This window comes from Streptomyces sp. NPDC008238 (assembly GCF_042956445.1).
GTDB lineage: Bacteria > Actinomycetota > Actinomycetes > Streptomycetales > Streptomycetaceae > Actinacidiphila.
Genome location: NZ_JBIBGK010000002.1, coordinates 511,301 through 526,208, shown reverse-complemented (window position 1 = coordinate 526,208; position 14,908 = coordinate 511,301). Strand labels below are relative to the sequence as shown.

General features: G+C 72.1%; 21 protein-coding genes. 16 read left to right on the top strand and 5 right to left on the bottom strand.

All coding sequences use genetic code 11. The features are described from left to right. The gene (locus tag ACFZAU_RS07270; protein WP_499606563.1) at positions 1-411 is read right to left on the bottom strand and encodes a hypothetical protein; all 411 of its coding nucleotides are present in this window, start codon (positions 409-411) and stop codon (positions 1-3) included. A gap of 155 nt (positions 412-566) precedes the next feature. Beyond that, positions 567-1,814 (bottom strand): MFS transporter, encoded by a 1,248-nt coding sequence (locus ACFZAU_RS07265; protein ID WP_500551415.1) that lies wholly within the window; start codon positions 1,812-1,814, stop codon positions 567-569. Between the two features lie 67 nt (positions 1,815-1,881). Between ACFZAU_RS07265 and ACFZAU_RS07260 the strand changes: the two genes are divergently transcribed. Both ACFZAU_RS07260 and ACFZAU_RS07255 read left to right on the top strand, forming a co-directional pair. Beyond that, a complete protein-coding gene (locus ACFZAU_RS07260; RefSeq protein ID WP_500551414.1) occupies positions 1,882-2,421 on the top strand; it encodes a MarR family winged helix-turn-helix transcriptional regulator in 540 nt (179 codons plus the stop codon). Between the two features lie 143 nt (positions 2,422-2,564). Next, positions 2,565-3,008 (top strand): DUF4234 domain-containing protein, encoded by a 444-nt coding sequence (locus tag ACFZAU_RS07255; protein ID WP_499606566.1) that lies wholly within the window; start codon positions 2,565-2,567, stop codon positions 3,006-3,008. Between the two features lie 3 nt (positions 3,009-3,011). On the opposite strand, the gene ACFZAU_RS07250 is transcribed toward ACFZAU_RS07255, so the two are convergent. Next, the gene (locus ACFZAU_RS07250) at positions 3,012-3,407 is read right to left on the bottom strand and encodes a helix-turn-helix transcriptional regulator (protein ID WP_499606657.1); all 396 of its coding nucleotides are present in this window, start codon (positions 3,405-3,407) and stop codon (positions 3,012-3,014) included. 390 nt (positions 3,408-3,797) lie between these two features. Between ACFZAU_RS07250 and ACFZAU_RS07245 the strand changes: the two genes are divergently transcribed. The 3 genes from ACFZAU_RS07245 to ACFZAU_RS07235 are packed head-to-tail and all read left to right on the top strand — an operon-like array spanning position 3,798 to position 4,998. Beyond that, positions 3,798-4,055 carry a WhiB family transcriptional regulator gene (locus tag ACFZAU_RS07245; protein ID WP_500464857.1) on the top strand — a complete coding sequence of 86 codons (258 nt, stop codon included), beginning with the start codon at positions 3,798-3,800 and terminating at the stop codon, positions 4,053-4,055. A 35-nt stretch (positions 4,056-4,090) separates the two neighbouring features. Then, on the top strand, positions 4,091-4,786 hold the full coding sequence (locus ACFZAU_RS07240) for a hypothetical protein (protein WP_500551413.1): 696 nt from the start codon (positions 4,091-4,093) through the stop codon (positions 4,784-4,786). Beyond that, positions 4,783-4,998, top strand: coding sequence for a hypothetical protein (locus tag ACFZAU_RS07235; protein ID WP_499606569.1), 216 nt, complete (start codon positions 4,783-4,785; stop codon positions 4,996-4,998). Before ACFZAU_RS07240 ends, ACFZAU_RS07235 begins: the two co-directional genes overlap by 4 nt. Before the next feature lie 80 nt (positions 4,999-5,078). Here the strand turns inward: ACFZAU_RS07235 and ACFZAU_RS07230 are convergent, their stop codons facing one another. Then, on the bottom strand, positions 5,079-5,516 hold the full coding sequence (locus tag ACFZAU_RS07230) for a hypothetical protein (protein WP_500551412.1): 438 nt from the start codon (positions 5,514-5,516) through the stop codon (positions 5,079-5,081). A 300-nt stretch (positions 5,517-5,816) separates the two neighbouring features. On the opposite strand from ACFZAU_RS07230, the gene ACFZAU_RS07225 reads away from it, so the two are divergent. The 5 genes from ACFZAU_RS07225 to ACFZAU_RS07205 all read left to right on the top strand — a co-directional run bounded on the left by ACFZAU_RS07225 (position 5,817) and on the right by ACFZAU_RS07205 (position 8,339). After that, complete coding sequence (locus ACFZAU_RS07225) at positions 5,817-6,221, top strand: phage tail termination protein (protein ID WP_500551411.1); 405 nt, start codon at positions 5,817-5,819, stop codon at positions 6,219-6,221. 84 nt (positions 6,222-6,305) lie between these two features. After that, positions 6,306-6,866 carry a phage tail tube protein gene (locus ACFZAU_RS07220; protein WP_500551410.1) on the top strand — a complete coding sequence of 187 codons (561 nt, stop codon included), beginning with the start codon at positions 6,306-6,308 and terminating at the stop codon, positions 6,864-6,866. Positions 6,867-6,984: 118 nt separating this feature from the next. After that, entirely contained in the window at positions 6,985-7,275 is a 291-nt protein-coding gene (locus tag ACFZAU_RS07215) for a hypothetical protein (RefSeq protein WP_500551409.1), read from the top strand. 65 nt (positions 7,276-7,340) lie between these two features. Then, positions 7,341-7,673, top strand: coding sequence for a hypothetical protein (locus ACFZAU_RS07210; RefSeq protein ID WP_500551408.1), 333 nt, complete (start codon positions 7,341-7,343; stop codon positions 7,671-7,673). A 15-nt stretch (positions 7,674-7,688) separates the two neighbouring features. Next, complete coding sequence (locus ACFZAU_RS07205) at positions 7,689-8,339, top strand: hypothetical protein (protein ID WP_500551407.1); 651 nt, start codon at positions 7,689-7,691, stop codon at positions 8,337-8,339. Positions 8,340-8,355: 16 nt separating this feature from the next. On the opposite strand, the gene ACFZAU_RS07200 is transcribed toward ACFZAU_RS07205, so the two are convergent. Continuing rightward, positions 8,356-8,700, bottom strand: coding sequence for a DUF3592 domain-containing protein (locus ACFZAU_RS07200; RefSeq protein WP_500551406.1), 345 nt, complete (start codon positions 8,698-8,700; stop codon positions 8,356-8,358). A gap of 191 nt (positions 8,701-8,891) precedes the next feature. Between ACFZAU_RS07200 and ACFZAU_RS07195 the strand changes: the two genes are divergently transcribed. The 6 genes from ACFZAU_RS07195 to ACFZAU_RS07170 all read left to right on the top strand — a co-directional run bounded on the left by ACFZAU_RS07195 (position 8,892) and on the right by ACFZAU_RS07170 (position 14,876). Continuing rightward, a complete protein-coding gene (locus tag ACFZAU_RS07195) occupies positions 8,892-9,494 on the top strand; it encodes a hypothetical protein (protein ID WP_500551405.1) in 603 nt (200 codons plus the stop codon). 145 nt (positions 9,495-9,639) lie between these two features. Further along, positions 9,640-10,632 carry a hypothetical protein gene (locus ACFZAU_RS07190; protein ID WP_500551404.1) on the top strand — a complete coding sequence of 331 codons (993 nt, stop codon included), beginning with the start codon at positions 9,640-9,642 and terminating at the stop codon, positions 10,630-10,632. Positions 10,633-10,720: 88 nt separating this feature from the next. Continuing rightward, a complete protein-coding gene (locus ACFZAU_RS07185; RefSeq protein ID WP_500551403.1) occupies positions 10,721-11,551 on the top strand; it encodes a hypothetical protein in 831 nt (276 codons plus the stop codon). Next, positions 11,538-13,949 carry a hypothetical protein gene (locus ACFZAU_RS07180; RefSeq protein ID WP_500551402.1) on the top strand — a complete coding sequence of 804 codons (2,412 nt, stop codon included), beginning with the start codon at positions 11,538-11,540 and terminating at the stop codon, positions 13,947-13,949. The genes ACFZAU_RS07185 and ACFZAU_RS07180 overlap by 14 nt, the downstream gene beginning before the upstream one ends. After that, on the top strand, positions 13,942-14,229 hold the full coding sequence (locus ACFZAU_RS07175; RefSeq protein ID WP_500551401.1) for a hypothetical protein: 288 nt from the start codon (positions 13,942-13,944) through the stop codon (positions 14,227-14,229). Before ACFZAU_RS07180 ends, ACFZAU_RS07175 begins: the two co-directional genes overlap by 8 nt. Beyond that, positions 14,226-14,876 carry a hypothetical protein gene (locus tag ACFZAU_RS07170; protein WP_500551400.1) on the top strand — a complete coding sequence of 217 codons (651 nt, stop codon included), beginning with the start codon at positions 14,226-14,228 and terminating at the stop codon, positions 14,874-14,876. Before ACFZAU_RS07175 ends, ACFZAU_RS07170 begins: the two co-directional genes overlap by 4 nt. The last annotated feature ends 32 nt before the right edge of the window (positions 14,877-14,908 follow it).

Here is a 14,908-nt window from a genome sequence, read left to right as displayed (position 1 = left end):
TCACGCCCCGGGCCGCGCGGGGGCGGTCCAGCCCTGCGGGCGGACGGGCGGCACTTGCTCGCGGTCCATCACGCCCCGGCGGCGGATCTTGTTGAGGACGTAGACGTTGGCCAGGTGCAGTACCCCGAGGACGAGCAGGACGACACCGAGCTTGACCGACAGCGCCTCGAAGAGCTCGCGGGCGTCGCCGACCGGGTCGGCGTTCTTCAGGTACAGCGCGACGAAGCCCAGGTTCACGAGGTAGAAGCCGACCACCAGGAGGTGGTTGACGGCGTCGGCCAGCTTCTCGTTGCCGTGGAGCACGTCTTCGAGGAAGACCTTGCCGGCCCGGCTGAGGGTCCGGGCCACCCACACCGTCAGCGCGACGCTGATGAGCAGGTAGATGACGTATGCGACGACCGTGAGGTCCATGGGTCCCACCCTTTTCGAACGTGTTCAAAACCCGTTGCCGATGACTGTAGACCTGTTTTTGAACATGTTCAAGGGAGGAAGTGCGGTGCCCCGCGGGGCCCTTGGAGCCGCCGCGCCGCGCTGCCGCGCGCGGCCGGTCGGCGCCCGCGTCGCCGTCAGCCCTCCGCCCGGTCGGTGACCGCGACGGGCGCGGCGGTCCCCGCGCGGGCCGCGCCGATCGCCCGCACCCCCGGCACCGCCGCCGTCGCCAGGCAGGCGGTCGCCACGAGCGCCGCCGAGACCCACAGCGGGACCGCGGGACCCCACAGGCCCTCGGCGAGCGGGGCCAGCGCGTAGCCGGCCGGCATCGCGGCGAGCGACAGCAGCCAGTCGTACGAGGTGACCCGGGCCAGCGCCTGCGGGGGCACCTGCTGCTGGACGACCGTCTCCCAGACCGGGTTGAGGTAGCCGAGGGCGGTCAGCGCCAGCCCGTACGCCGCGACGAGCAGCGGGGCCGGTGCGGCGAGGGCCAGCAGGGCGGACGGCAGCGCGTACGTCGCCAGGCCCAGGTTGGCGACCAGCACGGGACGGCGCGGGCGGGCCCGCGCGGCCAGCAGGGAACCGAGCACGAGCCCGACGGCCCCGGCCTCCAGCACCCAGAACCACACGCCCTCGCCGCCCAGCCGGTGGATCGCCACCCCCGGGCCGAGGGTGGTCAGGACCGCGGCCGCGCCGTTCCACGCGGCGTGCGCGACCAGGCTCGTCCAGTACCAGTCACGCGAACGGACCTCGCTCCAGCCCTCCTTGAGGTCGGTGAGCATCGACGCGCGGGGCAGCGGGGTCCGTTCGACCCGCAGCACCGCCAGCAGCGCGGCACTCACCGCGAAGGAGGCGGCGTCCAGCACGAAGGCGAGGCCGGGGCCGGCGGCCCAGATCAGCGCAGCCGCGACTGCCGGGCCGCACAGCCGGGTCACGCTGCTGGCCACCCCCAGCAGGGAGTTGGCCCGCTGCCGGGCCGCGCCGTCGGTCACGGTGCCGGCGACCAGCGGCGACTGGGTCGGCATCGAGAAGGCGGAGGCGGCGCCGCCCACCGCCTCCGCGAGCGCGATGGGGACCAGTGACGGGTCGCCGCCCAGCAGTTCGAGCCCGACGAACAGCTGCGCGGCGCAGCGCACGAGGTCGGTGGCGAGCGCCACGCGGCGGGCGTCGAAGCGGTCCGCGACCACCCCGCCGAGCGGGAGGAGCAGCAGCTTCGGCACCAGCGCGCAGCCCAGGACGAGGGCGAGGGCCGAGACGTCGCCGGTCGCCCGGGTCACGGCGATGACCAGTGCGGCGGGCACGAGCCCGTCGCCGAGCAGGGACAGCGCGCGTCCGGCGAACAGCAGCCGGAAGTCGCGCAGCCGGAGGGGGTGTGTGGGCGTCATGGCACGCCAATGTATTTCGGTGCCGAATCATTCGCCACCGAAATATATTGCGCCGTACGATTCGGCCATGGAAGCCGATGCCGAAACCGTCGCCGAAACGGCCGCCGAGGGCGCCGCGGTGGAACGGGACTGGACCGACGGGCACGTGGAGCGCTGGCTGCCCGTGCTGCCCGACCTCGACCCGGACATCGAGGGCGCGGTCACCCGCATGAAGCTCGTGACCAGCCACCTGCGCAAGGTCCGCGAGCAGTCGCTGGTCGACTTCGGCCTGCAGCGGCACGAGTTCGACACCCTGCACGCCCTCGCCGGGCGCGGCGGCCGCGCCGCCCCCTCCGAACTCGCCGCCGACCTCGACCTGGCCCCCGCCTCCGTCACCGGCCGGCTCGACGCGCTGGAGGCCCGCGGCCACGTCCGGCGCACCCACTCCACCGCCGACCGCCGGCGCATCGACGTCGAGCTGACCGGGTCCGGCCGGGCGACCTGGCTCGGTGCCATGGACGTCCTCGGCCACGAGGAGTACCGGTTGCTGGGGACCCTCGACGCGGACGAACGCCGTCACCTCTCCGACCTGCTGCGACGCGTCATGGTGAGGGCCGAGGGCGGCTGAGCACAGGATCCGGGAAGATCCGACATCCTGTGCGAAATTTGTGAGCGTTCACCGCTGACAGGCTGCCGAACCGCCGAGTAGCTTTACCTTCTCTTCGGCACGCAACCGCTCCGTCACTGCCGAAGGCCCGACCTGGGGGCAGCATGTTCAACGAGGACCGCTACCTGACCCTCCCCTCACCGCGGGGACCCTTCCCGGGCTTCCCCGTCGCCGGGGGCGTGGGACTCGCCACGCCGTCCGGCGACATGCGCCGCCCCGGGGCCGTCTGGCTGATGGGGCCCCTCACCTTCGGCGTGTACTGGCTCGTCTGGTACTACCGGGCCAACAAGGAGCTGCGGGAGTTCGACCCCGGCATCAAGGTCCGTCCCGCCCTGGCCGTGCTCGCCGTGAGCCTCGGCGCGCTGCTGCTCGTGCCCGCCGTCGTGTCGCTCTACAACACCGGCTGCCGCATCGCCCGCGCCCAGCGCCGCGCGGGCCTCCACAACACGGTCTCCGGCCTCAAGGGGCTCCTGCTGGCGCCGGCGTTCGGGCTGACCTCCTTCTACTACCAGGAGCAGCTCAACCAGGTCTGGGTCGCCCGGAACTGACGCTCAGCCCGTCGCGCGGTCGTCCGCCGGCAGGTCCGCGGCGTGGCCGGGACGGGTGAACTGCTCCGTCACCTGGATGAACGCCGCCTTCAGGTGCTCCGGGATGCCCAGTGCGTCCGCCGCCTGCGCGGCGGTCATGCGCGGTCCCGCCGAGGTGCCGCCCGCGGGGTGGGCGCCGGGCCGGGGGAGGTCGTCCTCGCTCAGCTTGCCGGACCGGACGAGCACGTCCCGTACGGGGATGCCGAGCGCGCGGGCGAGCCCGCGCATCGTCTCCAGGTCCGGCATGCTCTGCCGCTGCAGCAGCCGCGTGATGGCCGCGCGGTGCACCCCCGCGTCGTCCGCGAGCTTCGACTTGCCGCCGCCGCGCGGGCTGTCGATGTCGTACCCCCGGCCGCGCATGAGGCCTTCGATCCAGTCGGCGAACTCTTCGATGTGGTCGGCATCGCTCGGCACCTGTGGGGCTCCTCCCTCTCGCATCTTCACGATAACCAGCGTGCGCGTGCGAAATGTACCGTTGCGCGCTCGCATCGGTGAAGATCCCGTGTCCGGGTCGCCCCTGGTCCCCGCGGCGCTGCCCGGGGCTCCTCGAGGGGGTTCTTCGAGGGGGTTCTTCGAGGGGGTTCTTCGAGGGGGCTCCCGGAGGACTCTCCGCAGGGCCCCAAGAGGTCTGGCATATGCCGCAGGCACCGGCCTCCGGCCTGCGCCGGCAACAAATTTGTTGCGAGCGCGATCGCAACATGCGAAAGTATGTTCGAATTCGAGTCGTCAACGTCGGAGGGTCCGACCGCCGTGTCCTTACGTTCCCCGCACGATCCCCAGCCCCCGCGAGCCCCCGCCTGCGCCGGCCTGCCACCCTCCGTGGTCTTCGCCCGGCGCACCGGGGAGGCGATGCCGGCGCTGCTCGCCTGCGCCCGGTGCCCGATCCGTGCGACGTGCGAGGAGGTCGTCGACCCCGAGCACAACTGGTTCGACGGCGTCTGCGCGGGCCGTCTGTGGCGCAACGGCCGGGTGATCGCTGCGGCGCCGGCCCCCGGCCTGTCCGCGTGAGCCCCACCGCCGTCCACGACGAAAGGAATCGGCACGTGACCTGCAACCTCGCCATCGAGCACACCGCCCGGGCCGCCCGGTGGCTGGACATCCTCCGGCGTCAGTTCCCCGAGCTCGTCCGCGAGCTCGTCCCCGGCAGCCCCGGCTCCTCGGCGATGTCCCGGGACCCCCTGGCGCCGGAGGCGCTGCGCTCGCTCGCCGAGCGCGACCGGGAGGACCGGGCCGACCGCGCGTGGGTGCTCGGCGGGGGCTCCGCCCCGCTGCGGCTCCATGTGTCCGACGCCCTCCGGGACATCACCGACGGCGTCGTCGAACTGGAGGAGGCCGTACGGGACAGGCTCGGCCTCGGCCGGGCGCGCCGCGCCCCCGTCCCCGAACGCCTGGGCCGGATCGCGGGTCTGCTCGACCGGGTGGCCGGGCATCCCGTCCTGGCCGCGCACGTCCTCGACGAATGCCGTCGCATGGCCCGCCGCTGCCAGTCGGTGCTGGGCGGGACCGAGGCCCTGGTCCGGGTCGACGGACGCTGCCCGTGGTGCGACTCGGTCTCGCTGCGGGCGCTTCCCGCCCGCCGGGCGGTGCTCTGCGTGAACCCCGGGTGCCGCTGCACGGACGAGGTCTGCGGCTGCGCGGACGACCCCGCGCGCCGCCACACCTGGGCCGAGACCGCGTGGGGGCAACTCCCCCTGGATCCGGCGGCGATCGCCGGACTCGTGGACCGGGAGGCCGAGTGAGGGGCGCGGCGCTCCCGGGACCGACGCTGATCAACGGTGAGGCCGCCGCACGCGAGACGGGCGTCGTCCCGGCCACGATCCGCAAGTGGGTGCAGCTCGGGCACCTGGCGGCGGCCGGCCGCAACGGCCGGGCGAGCCTGTACCGGCTGGAGGACGTGTTCGCCGCCGAGCGGAGGGCGCGTGGCCGAAAAGCGACCATCCGGCGCCCCTGACGCCACCACACCCCCATGCATCGCCCCGCGTACCCGAGGAGGTACGCGGGGCGCCGTCGTGTCCGGGGGACCGGCCGGCGTCAGGTCATGCCCGCCCCCGGCAGGCCCCGGGGCGGACGCCGCGGTCGCTTCGGCCGGGGAGCGGGCACCGGTCCCCGCGGGGCGGGCGCCGCGTCGGGCGCCGGGTCGACGAGCCGCGGAAAGCCCCCCGGGCGGGGGCGGGCGGCGCCGTCCTCCCGCTCCGTTCCCGCTTCCTCCCCGTACTGGTCCATCGCGTCCTGCCAGCCGTGGGCGTAGGCCCGCAGGGTGATCTCCTCCAGGTGGGAGCGGGTGACGGCCACGAGCCCCCCGGGCAGGCAGGCCTGGACGATCTCCTCGATGAGCCCGTGGGCCTCCTCCTCCGTCAGGAACCGGGCGGCGGGCGGAGCGGCGGGCCGGGCCTGTTCCTGAGCGTGTTCCTGCGTGCGCTGCCGTACCCGGTGCTCCACCGGTTCGTGCATGTCCTCCGTGCCTGGCACGGCACTCCCTCCCCGTTGCCCCCTGGTGCCGGGCGGCGGCCGGGCGTCGCCCGGCACCAGACGTCCTTCAAACACGTGTTCACCACTTTGGGGCGTCGTCAATCCTCGTGCGGCGTGGACGGGCGACGGAATCCGGCCAACGCGCGGACATTCAAGTTGCGTGCGCGAGCGCAATCAATCACCATGGATGCAGCGGCGGAGCTGTGCCCGGGACCGGGCCGGCCCGCCGCTTCGTGCTGGACGGCGGCCTTCCGCCCGTACCGCGGAACGCGCCGCCACCGACCGGAAGGAGCAGAACCCTTGGCCAATCCGCCCGTCTTCCCCGATGTGGAGAAGCTGGTCGTCGACTTCCTGAAGGCCCGACCCGAACTGACCGGGGCGAGTGTCGACAACATCGCGCCCGCCGGCTTCGACGGCACCCAGCCGGTCGTCCTGGTCTCCCGCGCGGGAGGGGCCTGGATCGACGACGCGCACCTGGACCAGCCGCTGGTCGACCTGGAGGTCTACGGCCCGACCAAGACGGCCGCCCACACCCTCGCCCTGTCCGCCAGGACCGCGCTGCAGGCGTTGCGGGCGACGGCCTACGGGACGGCCGTCGTCACCGACGTCGTCGAGGCCGACGGCCCGCGCTGGCTGCCCGACTGGAACCGGGCCGCCGCGAACCGCTACTACTCCACGACGCGGCTGTACATCCGGCCCGCCTGAGCGCGCGCCGGCGCTCACCCCTGATCAGGCCCCGCCGTCCGGCGGGGCCTTCGTCATATCCGCTTCCCTGACAAGGAGTCCCACATGGCAGGCAACAACTCCTCCGAGATCCGCGTCGCCGGCACCGGCCGCATCCTCGTCGCCCCGGTCGGCACCGCCGCCCCGGTCGACACCGTCGTCGCCTGGGCCGCCGCCTGGAAGGACCTGGGCTACACCTCGCCCGACGGCATCAAGTTCAACAAGAAGGACAAGCTCGACCCGGTCGAGACCTGGCAGTCCGTCAGCCCGGCGCGGTTCATCTACTCCGACCGCGACCTGAGCGTGAAGTTCCAGCTCCTGCAGCTCAACGAGGACACCCTGCCCTTCTTCATGGGCGGCGACACCGTGGCCGCGTCCGGCACGGAGTGGAAGTACGACCTCGCCGGCGCCCCGAAGTTCAACGAGAAGGCGATGGGCATCGAGTTCACCGACGGCTCGAGCACCACCTACCGCTTCGTGATCCCGCGCGGCCAGGTGACCGAGACCGAGGAGATCACGCTCAACCGCACCTCCTCGGTCAAGCTTGGCGTGACCTTCACCGCGCTCGCCGTGGACGACGTCAAGCCGCTGGCCACGATCCTCATGAAGGACGCCTCCTACGCGTAGGCATCCCCCTCCCGCGGCCGGGGCCGGGGCCGGTGGCGCCACGCCACCGGCCCCGCCCCCGTCCCGCACGTCCCGCACGCACCGTTCCACCCACCACCCATCACAGAGGGGACCCGCCATGGCCGGTTTCGACGTCAGCGCAGCCAGGGCCCAGCGCCTGGAGGCGCTCGGCCGCTCCTGGACCTTCACCGTCGACGGTGACACCTTCGAGCTCCCCACCGAGCTCACCCGCTCCACCGCCCGCGAACTGCGCGCCCTGGACGACAACGACGTGGACGGACTGCTCCAGCTGCTGCTGGGCGAGCGGCAGTTCGACCGCTTCGACGGCCACGAGGTCACGATGCAGGACATCGCGGCCATTCTGGAGGCCTACGGCAAGGAGACCGGGCTCGGCCTGGGGGAAGGCTGAGCCTCGGCGGGTTCGTCGACGAACACGCCGAGGCGCTCGAGGCGGACCTGCTCCGCCACTACGGCGTGGACCTGCTGGACTGGCACCGCGGCCGGCTGTCCTCCCGCCGGCTCGCGGTGCTGGTCCGGCACCTGCCACGCGACAGCGCGACCCTGCGCCGCATCCACGGTGAGGCCGCCGACTGGTCGGTGGGCGACCACCTGCTCGCCGGCGTGGTCGACCACCTCGCGGAGGCCAACTGGATGTTCGCCACCGTCAACCGTGACGAGGACGCCGAGGCGCTGGAGTACCCCCAGCCCGTCCCGCGTCCCGGAGCCGGGACCGGAGCGGCCGGGGACGAGGCCCCGCCGCCCCCCGGGAACCCCACGCCCGCCCAACTGATCCGCTTCTTCGCCTGAGGGGTCCATCCATCCGTGACCAGTTACACGGCGCTCAGCGCGCTTCCCTTCCCGCAGCCCACCGACAGTGCCGACCTGCCGGCCCACATGAAGGCCCTCGCCGACGCGGCGGACGGCCGCACCGTCCTGCGCTTCGCCGACGCCGCGACGCGCGACGCCAAGATCACCGCGCCGGCGGCGGGCATGGTCGCCTGGCTGGCCGCCCCCGGCTGCTTCACGTACCACAACGGCACCGCCTGGGTGGGGCTCGGCGTCTGGAACGGCTACACCCCGACCTGGACGGCCACGACCACCAACCCCACGATCGGCGACGGCACGATCGCCGGGCGGTACGCCCTCGTCGGCAAGACCTGCCACTTCCAGATGACCCTCGTCCACGGCTCCACCACGACCAACGGCAGCGGCGCCTACACCTTCGGGCTCCCCGTCGCCGCCGGTGCCGCCGGCACGCTCGTCCAGTTCGTCGGCAACACCTCCAACTCCGCCGGCCGTGCCCTCGTCAGCGGCCAGCTCGCCGCCACGTCCGGGGCCACCGGCTTCACCGTCTGGGCGCCGGGCTCGACCACGGGGAACACCCTCGGCCAGCTCGGCAGCGGGGGCGTGTTCGGCACGGCGTTCTCGAGCGGGAGTTTCCTGCGTCTGAGCGGGACGTACGAGACCAGCTAGAGCCGGCATGTCCGGGTCAGATAATTTCGAACGCCATCCATGCGGCGATACAGCACAGAGCCGCTCCGCCCAAGGCGGCGTATATCTCGCCCGGATTTTTCCAGAGTTGTTTGTGCAGGGAAAAGGCAGTCCTTGCTGTTCCGGGATCCGCCGGGTCGTACAGCACTGTAGCGGTTGACTCGCTGGTGAAATCGGGAGGAAGTGCCGCACTCGAGAAGGTCACGCGGAAGGTCCTGCCGTCGACGGTCGTGTAGGTCAACACGTAATGAGCCTTCCCCGGCTGACTCCATGTTCGGTCAACACATTCGCCTTCAGTCGGGATCCCGTTCCGGGAGATGCTCCTCCTCTTGAGTGCTTCCATTGCGGTCGACCGGATGAGAATTAATCCGAGAACGAGTATGCAGGACGCCATGAGCAGGGTAAATACTGGCATTTCTCCTCCAGGGTGAGGGAGTTTGCGGCGATATCCTAGGTGGCGCTTCCGGTCTTGGTCAATGAATTTCGGTTGCGCCCAAGGCGGTGAGTCTTTGAGATGTGTGAGGCGGTGTGAGTATGTCAGAAAAGTCTCTTGAGAAGGTGGCGAGCGATGTTGCGAAGTTGCAGGACCTGGTGGAGGGAAAGGCTGATGCGGGAGCTCTGAGTGGTCTCCTGAGGGCTTCCGACGTCAAGGAGGGGGCTCTCGAGTCAAGCGCCGACAAGAGCCGGGTGGCGACCGAGCGTTTCGTCTCCGAGGCGACCGCGGACCAGATCGTTCAGGCGGTCAAATCCCCGGAGGTCATCGGCATCGCCGTGGCTCTCACGCTTGCGAAGATCGAATTGCCGCCGATCCTGAGCACCGAACCGGTGGTCGAGCGACTCCTCAAGGATCGGGGTGTCGAGCGGAATGACTGGGGTTTCCTCCCCCTCTGGAAAATGCTGCGAAGAGGAGGAGGCTCTGCGGAGGAGGTGACGGGCACGGAAGGATCCGGTCCCGGGGGTACTCGGCAATCAGGTGAGGGTGGCGAGTCGCAGGAGGGGCAGGCACGTCGTACGGAGGAGCAGTTGCGGCGAACGGAGCAGCAGGCGCGTCGTACGGGCCAGGAAGTGCGTGCGGTGACATCGGATCTGCAGGGCTTGGCCCGCCAGGGAGATCGGGCGGCGGATTCGCTCGGCTGAGCTTTATTGAATAGGAGAGAGTATGAGTCTGAAGCAGTCCGTAAATTTCGCCACAGCGGGCCTCAGGGCATTCCGTGGAATGGTTACCCAGACGTCCGCGGGACTCGGGCGTCTTGTTCAGGTTTTCGGGAGCGCGAGCTCGGCTGTGAGCAAGATCAAGTCGTCCACTGGCCAGGTCGATCCCGCGCTCACGAGGATGAGGGGCGGCTCCGACCGGCTGAACACCTCGCTGGGCAGGATGAGGTCGGCGGCAGCCGGCGGCGGTTCCGGCCTCGACAAGGTGAAGTCGTCGGCGGTGGGAGCCGACGGGGGGATGGGGAAGGCCAAGGGAGGGGCGGACAAGTTCAAGGCGTCGCTCGACAGGCTCAAGGGTTCGTCCGGGAAGGCCGAGGGGGCGCTGCGGGAGGTCAAGCAGCAGGCGGACGCGGTCGAGAAGTCCGTCGGGAAGGCCGGCAAGAACGCCGACCGGGGCGGGAAGTCCATGGGGGGTCTCGGCAAGGGGCTCAAGGGGGCCTCGCTCGCGCAGCGGGGGCTCAACCTCGCGATGGCGGCGAACCCGTTCGGGCTGGTCATGGCCCTGCTCGCGCCGATCATCTCCCAGTTCATCAACATGGACAAGGTGTCCGCCGCCCTGGCGAAGGGCGTGAAGTGGGCCTGGAACACCATCCTCGGCGCCATCAAGTCCCACGCGGGCCCCATCAAGTCGGTGCTGCGGGGCATCATCAACGCCTTCACCGCGCTGCCCCGCGCCTACATCAGCGGCATCAACTACATGATCTCCGCGCTGAACCGGGTGCACGTGTCCATCCCGGGCTGGGTGCCGGTCATCGGCGGCAAGTCGTTCTCGATCCACATCCCGCAGATCCCCAACATCCCCGCCCTCGCGCAAGGCGGTGTCGTCCCCGCCCGGGACGGCGGCACGCTCGCGCTGGTGGGTGAGGGCGGTGAGGCCGAGGCGGTCATCCCGCTCAGCAGGCTGGAGCGGATGCTCGGCGCGGGCGGCGGATCGGCGGCGCACATGGCGCGGCTGGCCGCGGCCGTGGAGAGGCTCGCGGAGCGGCCCGTGCTCGTCCAGGTGGACGCGCAGACCATCGCGCGGGCCGTGGCCCTGGGCAACAGGCAGCTCGCGCGGCGCTGAGCCGCGCTCCGCCCTTCGTACGGATTCGACGCCGGCGACCGTGTCGCCGGCTTTTTTCATGCCCTCACGGCAAGAGACGAGGTGACACATGGGCAGGAACCTGTGGATAGGACCGCCCGGTTCGCTGTACGAGATCGACCGCGCGGCGCGGACCTTCGACCGCAGCGCCGACCTCGGCGCGTCGGAGTTCACGTCGCTCGGCGGCCGGGTGACCGTCGTGCGCAACGTGCGCGCCAACCGCCGGACCAAACTCAGCTGGGACACGCTGGAGCCCGCGCAGGCCCGGGTGCTGGACCGGCTGGCCCGCCGTACCGACGGCGCCGGCCCGGTCGCGCTGCTCGACCCCGCGGCGGCCAACATGCTCGACGGCCTGCAGGCGGCTGGCCGGGGGGAGCCCGGAAGCCCGGGGCTCGCCCAGTGGTTCCTGGTGACGGGCGGCGGCACGGGCACCGTCGTGGAATCGGCCTCTCCCGGGGTCTTCGCCTTCACGGCCTCGGACACCGCGGGCAAGGTCGCCTGGCGCCACCGCTACTGGGGCAATTTCCCCGTCGCGCCGGGCACCCGGATCTCCTTCCGGGCTCCCACGGCGATCGCCGCCCTGCCGACGTGCGCGGTGATCCTCGACTTCAAGAACGCGGCCGGCTCCTACCTGTCGTCCTTGTCGGCCAACGGCGCCTACACGGCGGGGACCGTGCCCGGGGGCGCCGCCTTCGTGACGCCCTGCGCCAGGCCCGGCACCACCGGGACGTACGCACTCGCCGGGGCCTGCCTGTCCTACGACGACGGCGCCGCCGACGGGATCCCCGGCGACGGCTGCCCCGCCATGGCGGTGACCGGGTACAGCGACGCCCCCGCCCAGCCCCTGCCGTACCGCGGCGTGAGCATCGACCTGGTGGAGGTGGCCGGTGCAGCGGGCTGACGACGACCTCGCCACCGCCCTCGCGCGGGGCGAGCGGACCACGTCCCACTCCACCCGCTTCGGCGGACAGGAACTCGGCGCCCAGGTGCAGTCCTGGAGCGTGGACCGGTCCTACGCGACCGACCTGCCGGAGGCGATGCGGGCGTTCTCCGGCAGTGCCTCCGCCCAGGCCGAGTTCGAGATCTCGGGCGCGGCGCTCACCACGGCCGAGCACGTGCAGGGCCGGCCCGACCGGTCCGGCCCGCAGCTGTACTCGCCGTGGGCGCCCAGGACCACGGGAGACCTCGTGCGTCCCGGGCAGTCCGTGGTGCACGCCGCGGGGCTCGACGGGAACGACCTGGCCGCCTTCCGCGGCACGGTCCGGTCCCGCAGCGCCGCCTCGGGCAGCGACACCGTGAAGGTCACCGCGCTGGACGGGGCCGAGCGGCTGCGTGGCCCCGCCGTCCTGCCGAAGCCGTACATCGGGTTCTTCCGCAAGCGCCCGGTGTCCTCGGTGACCTGGTGCGTGGACGAACTGCTCCGACAGGCGGGACTGCACAGCTCCCCGCCCGCGCGCTACCCCGAGTTCGTGGAGGGGCAGCCGCTCACCCTCGTGCACGCGACGCTGCACGGCGGGTTCACCACGCCCTACGGCCAGCCGGAGGTGCTGCCCGATCCGCGGAACTACACGTGGACCCGGCAGGACGCGCCGTACGAGATGGCGCTGGTGCCCACGGGCCTGGAACCGGGTACGACGGGCCTGACGGCCTCGTGGTTCCCGCGCAGCCGGGTCACCGTGCCGGGCAGCCGGCTGTTCGCCGAGGCGTGGGTCAACAACGCCGTCGGCATCGGCGACACGGTGGAGATCCAGCTGCAGTTCAACCGCACGGGAACGGCGACGGGGACGCTGCGACTGGTCGTCGACTTCGCCGCCGGCACCGTCCGCATCCACTCCGAGGGCTCGGACCCCCAGGGCTACTGGTACTTCGAGTGGTCGTGGGCGGCGCTCAGGGCCCAGCGGGGCGTCTGGCACATCGGCGCGTTCTTCGACACGACGGGCGCCGGCGGCACGGTCTACCCCACCGTGCAGCCGCGGCTGACCGCACCCGACGGAACGCACCTGCTGGGGCCCGCGGCCACGTACGTCCAGCCGCCCGGCGTCCAGAAGTCCTCCGAACTGGACCAGGTGCGGCTCGTGACCACCATGGCCGTGGAGTCGCTGCAGGTGACCTCCGGGCTGGCGGCCATGCCGGTCGCGGCCGACTTCGGCCAGTCCGGCACATGGACCAAGGGCGCCGTCCTCGACGACGCGGTCCTCCCGCTGGTCTCCGTCCCCCGGGTCTCGGGTTCGCAGTGGGACGTGCTGACGCAGATCGCCAAGGCGACCATGGCGACGGCCGAGTTCGACGAGCACGGCGTCTTCCGCTGGCGCAACCACACCCGGTTCGCCCAGCCCCCCACGGCGGCCGACCTCACGCTCACGACGGTGCGGGACATCGGCGCGCTGACCGTCACCGAGGAGATCGACGCCTGCCGGAACTACTGCGTCCAGCCCGCCAAGGACTGGTCCAGGACCGGCGCGGCGACCGGCACCGTCTACGACGACAGCACCGTCCGGGAGATCCCCGCGAACCGGTCCGTCACGGTCAGCTACGTGATGGCCGAGGAGGAGTTCGACATCGGACCGCCGCTGACCGACGACGACTCCGTCACCACCTCCGGGTCCTCCGTGCGTTTCGCGACCTCGCCCGCGGCCGGGGCGACGGCGGTCAAGGGGGCGGTCGACGTCCTGACCCGCCGTGAGGACGGCTACCTGGTGGTGCGCTTCAGCAACCGCAGCGCGCAGACGCTCTACACCGTCACGAAGACCGGCGAGCCGTCCGTCCACCTGGAGACCCTCAAGCCGGCCGACGACCCGGCCGAGCGCTACGCCACCTCCTGGGTGGCGGGCACCGCCGGCGAGCGGTTCTACGGCCGGCAGGAGTACTCCGCCGAGCCGACGGACTGGGTGCAGGACCTGCGGGGCGCCCAGTCGCTCGCCGACGCCATGCGCAGGGCGGGCGAGTACCCCGTCCCCGTCATCGGCGACGTCGAGGTGCTCCACGACCCGCGGATCCAGCTCGGCGACGTCGTGCGGCTGGTCGACACCCATGGCGCCCAGCTGGACACCCTGGCCTGGGTCACCGGGATCAAGACCGCGGCGACGGCGGCCGGCGGGGTGCGGCAGACCCTGACCCTGCGCGGGACGACGCCCAACGGGGTCCCCGCGGACTCCGGGCTGACCCCCGACGTCCCGGCGGCGCCGGTGACGGCGGTGTGGCAGACGTACGCGCAGGTGGCGGCCGCGTGGCCGACCCTCGCCGAGGTGAAGGCCGACGGCCGGACCTGGCGGGACGTCAAGGAGGGCACCCATGTCTGAGAACACGCCCGGCACCGCGCCCGTCACCCTGACGGAGGACCAGTTCCAGCAGCTGGCCGACACGGTGACGACGGAACTCGCCGGATACCTCGGGGTCGGCGCCGGCGCGGGGTACGGGCCCGACCACCCGGTCGCCGTCACGGTCAGCGACGGCCCGCCGCCGGAGGGGCGACCGGGGCCGCCGTCCCCGGAGGGCCCGGCCGAGGAGGAACCCACCCCGTACACGAAGACCGCCGAAGGCGGCGGCTCACCCGACCCCGCGACGGAGGCGACGGCGTGACCACGCAGTACACCCCGATCAGCAACCTGCCCTACCCCCAGGCCACCGACGCCGCCGACCTGCCCGCGCACCTGAGGGCGCTGGCGGAGGGCGTGGACGGCCGTACCGTGATGCGCTTCGGGGACGCGGCCTCGCGCGACGCCAAGGTGACGGCCCCCGTGGCCGGCATGGTCGCCTGGCTGACGACCCCGGGCCGGCTGGTGCAGTACACCGGGACCGCCTGGGTGCCGGTGGGAGCCGTACCGGTGTTCCGGGTGAACCTGGACGGCGGCACCACGACCTCGACGACCTACGCGGAGACGCTGGCCGACGCGGTCGGCGACCCCATGGCGGCCGCCTTCACGGCGCCCGCCTCCGGCCAGGTCATCGTGACGGTGGGCGCCTACATGTGGAGTTCCGCGACGTACAGCTCCTTCATGTCCGCCACGGTGCGCAGGGCGTCGGACAACGCGGTGTTCCTGACGACCAGCGACGACCGGGCGGCGCTGGTCACCAACACCGGCCGGGCGTCCTCGTCCAGCCAGTTCCTCGTGACGGGCCTCACGGCGGGTGCCGGCTACACCGCCACACCCGCCTACCGCTCCGGCAACGCGGTCAACACGGCCACCTTCGACACCCGCTTCATCCGGATCGACCCGCTGCTGTAGCGCGCCCGGCGCCCCCGCCCCGAGCCCCGGAC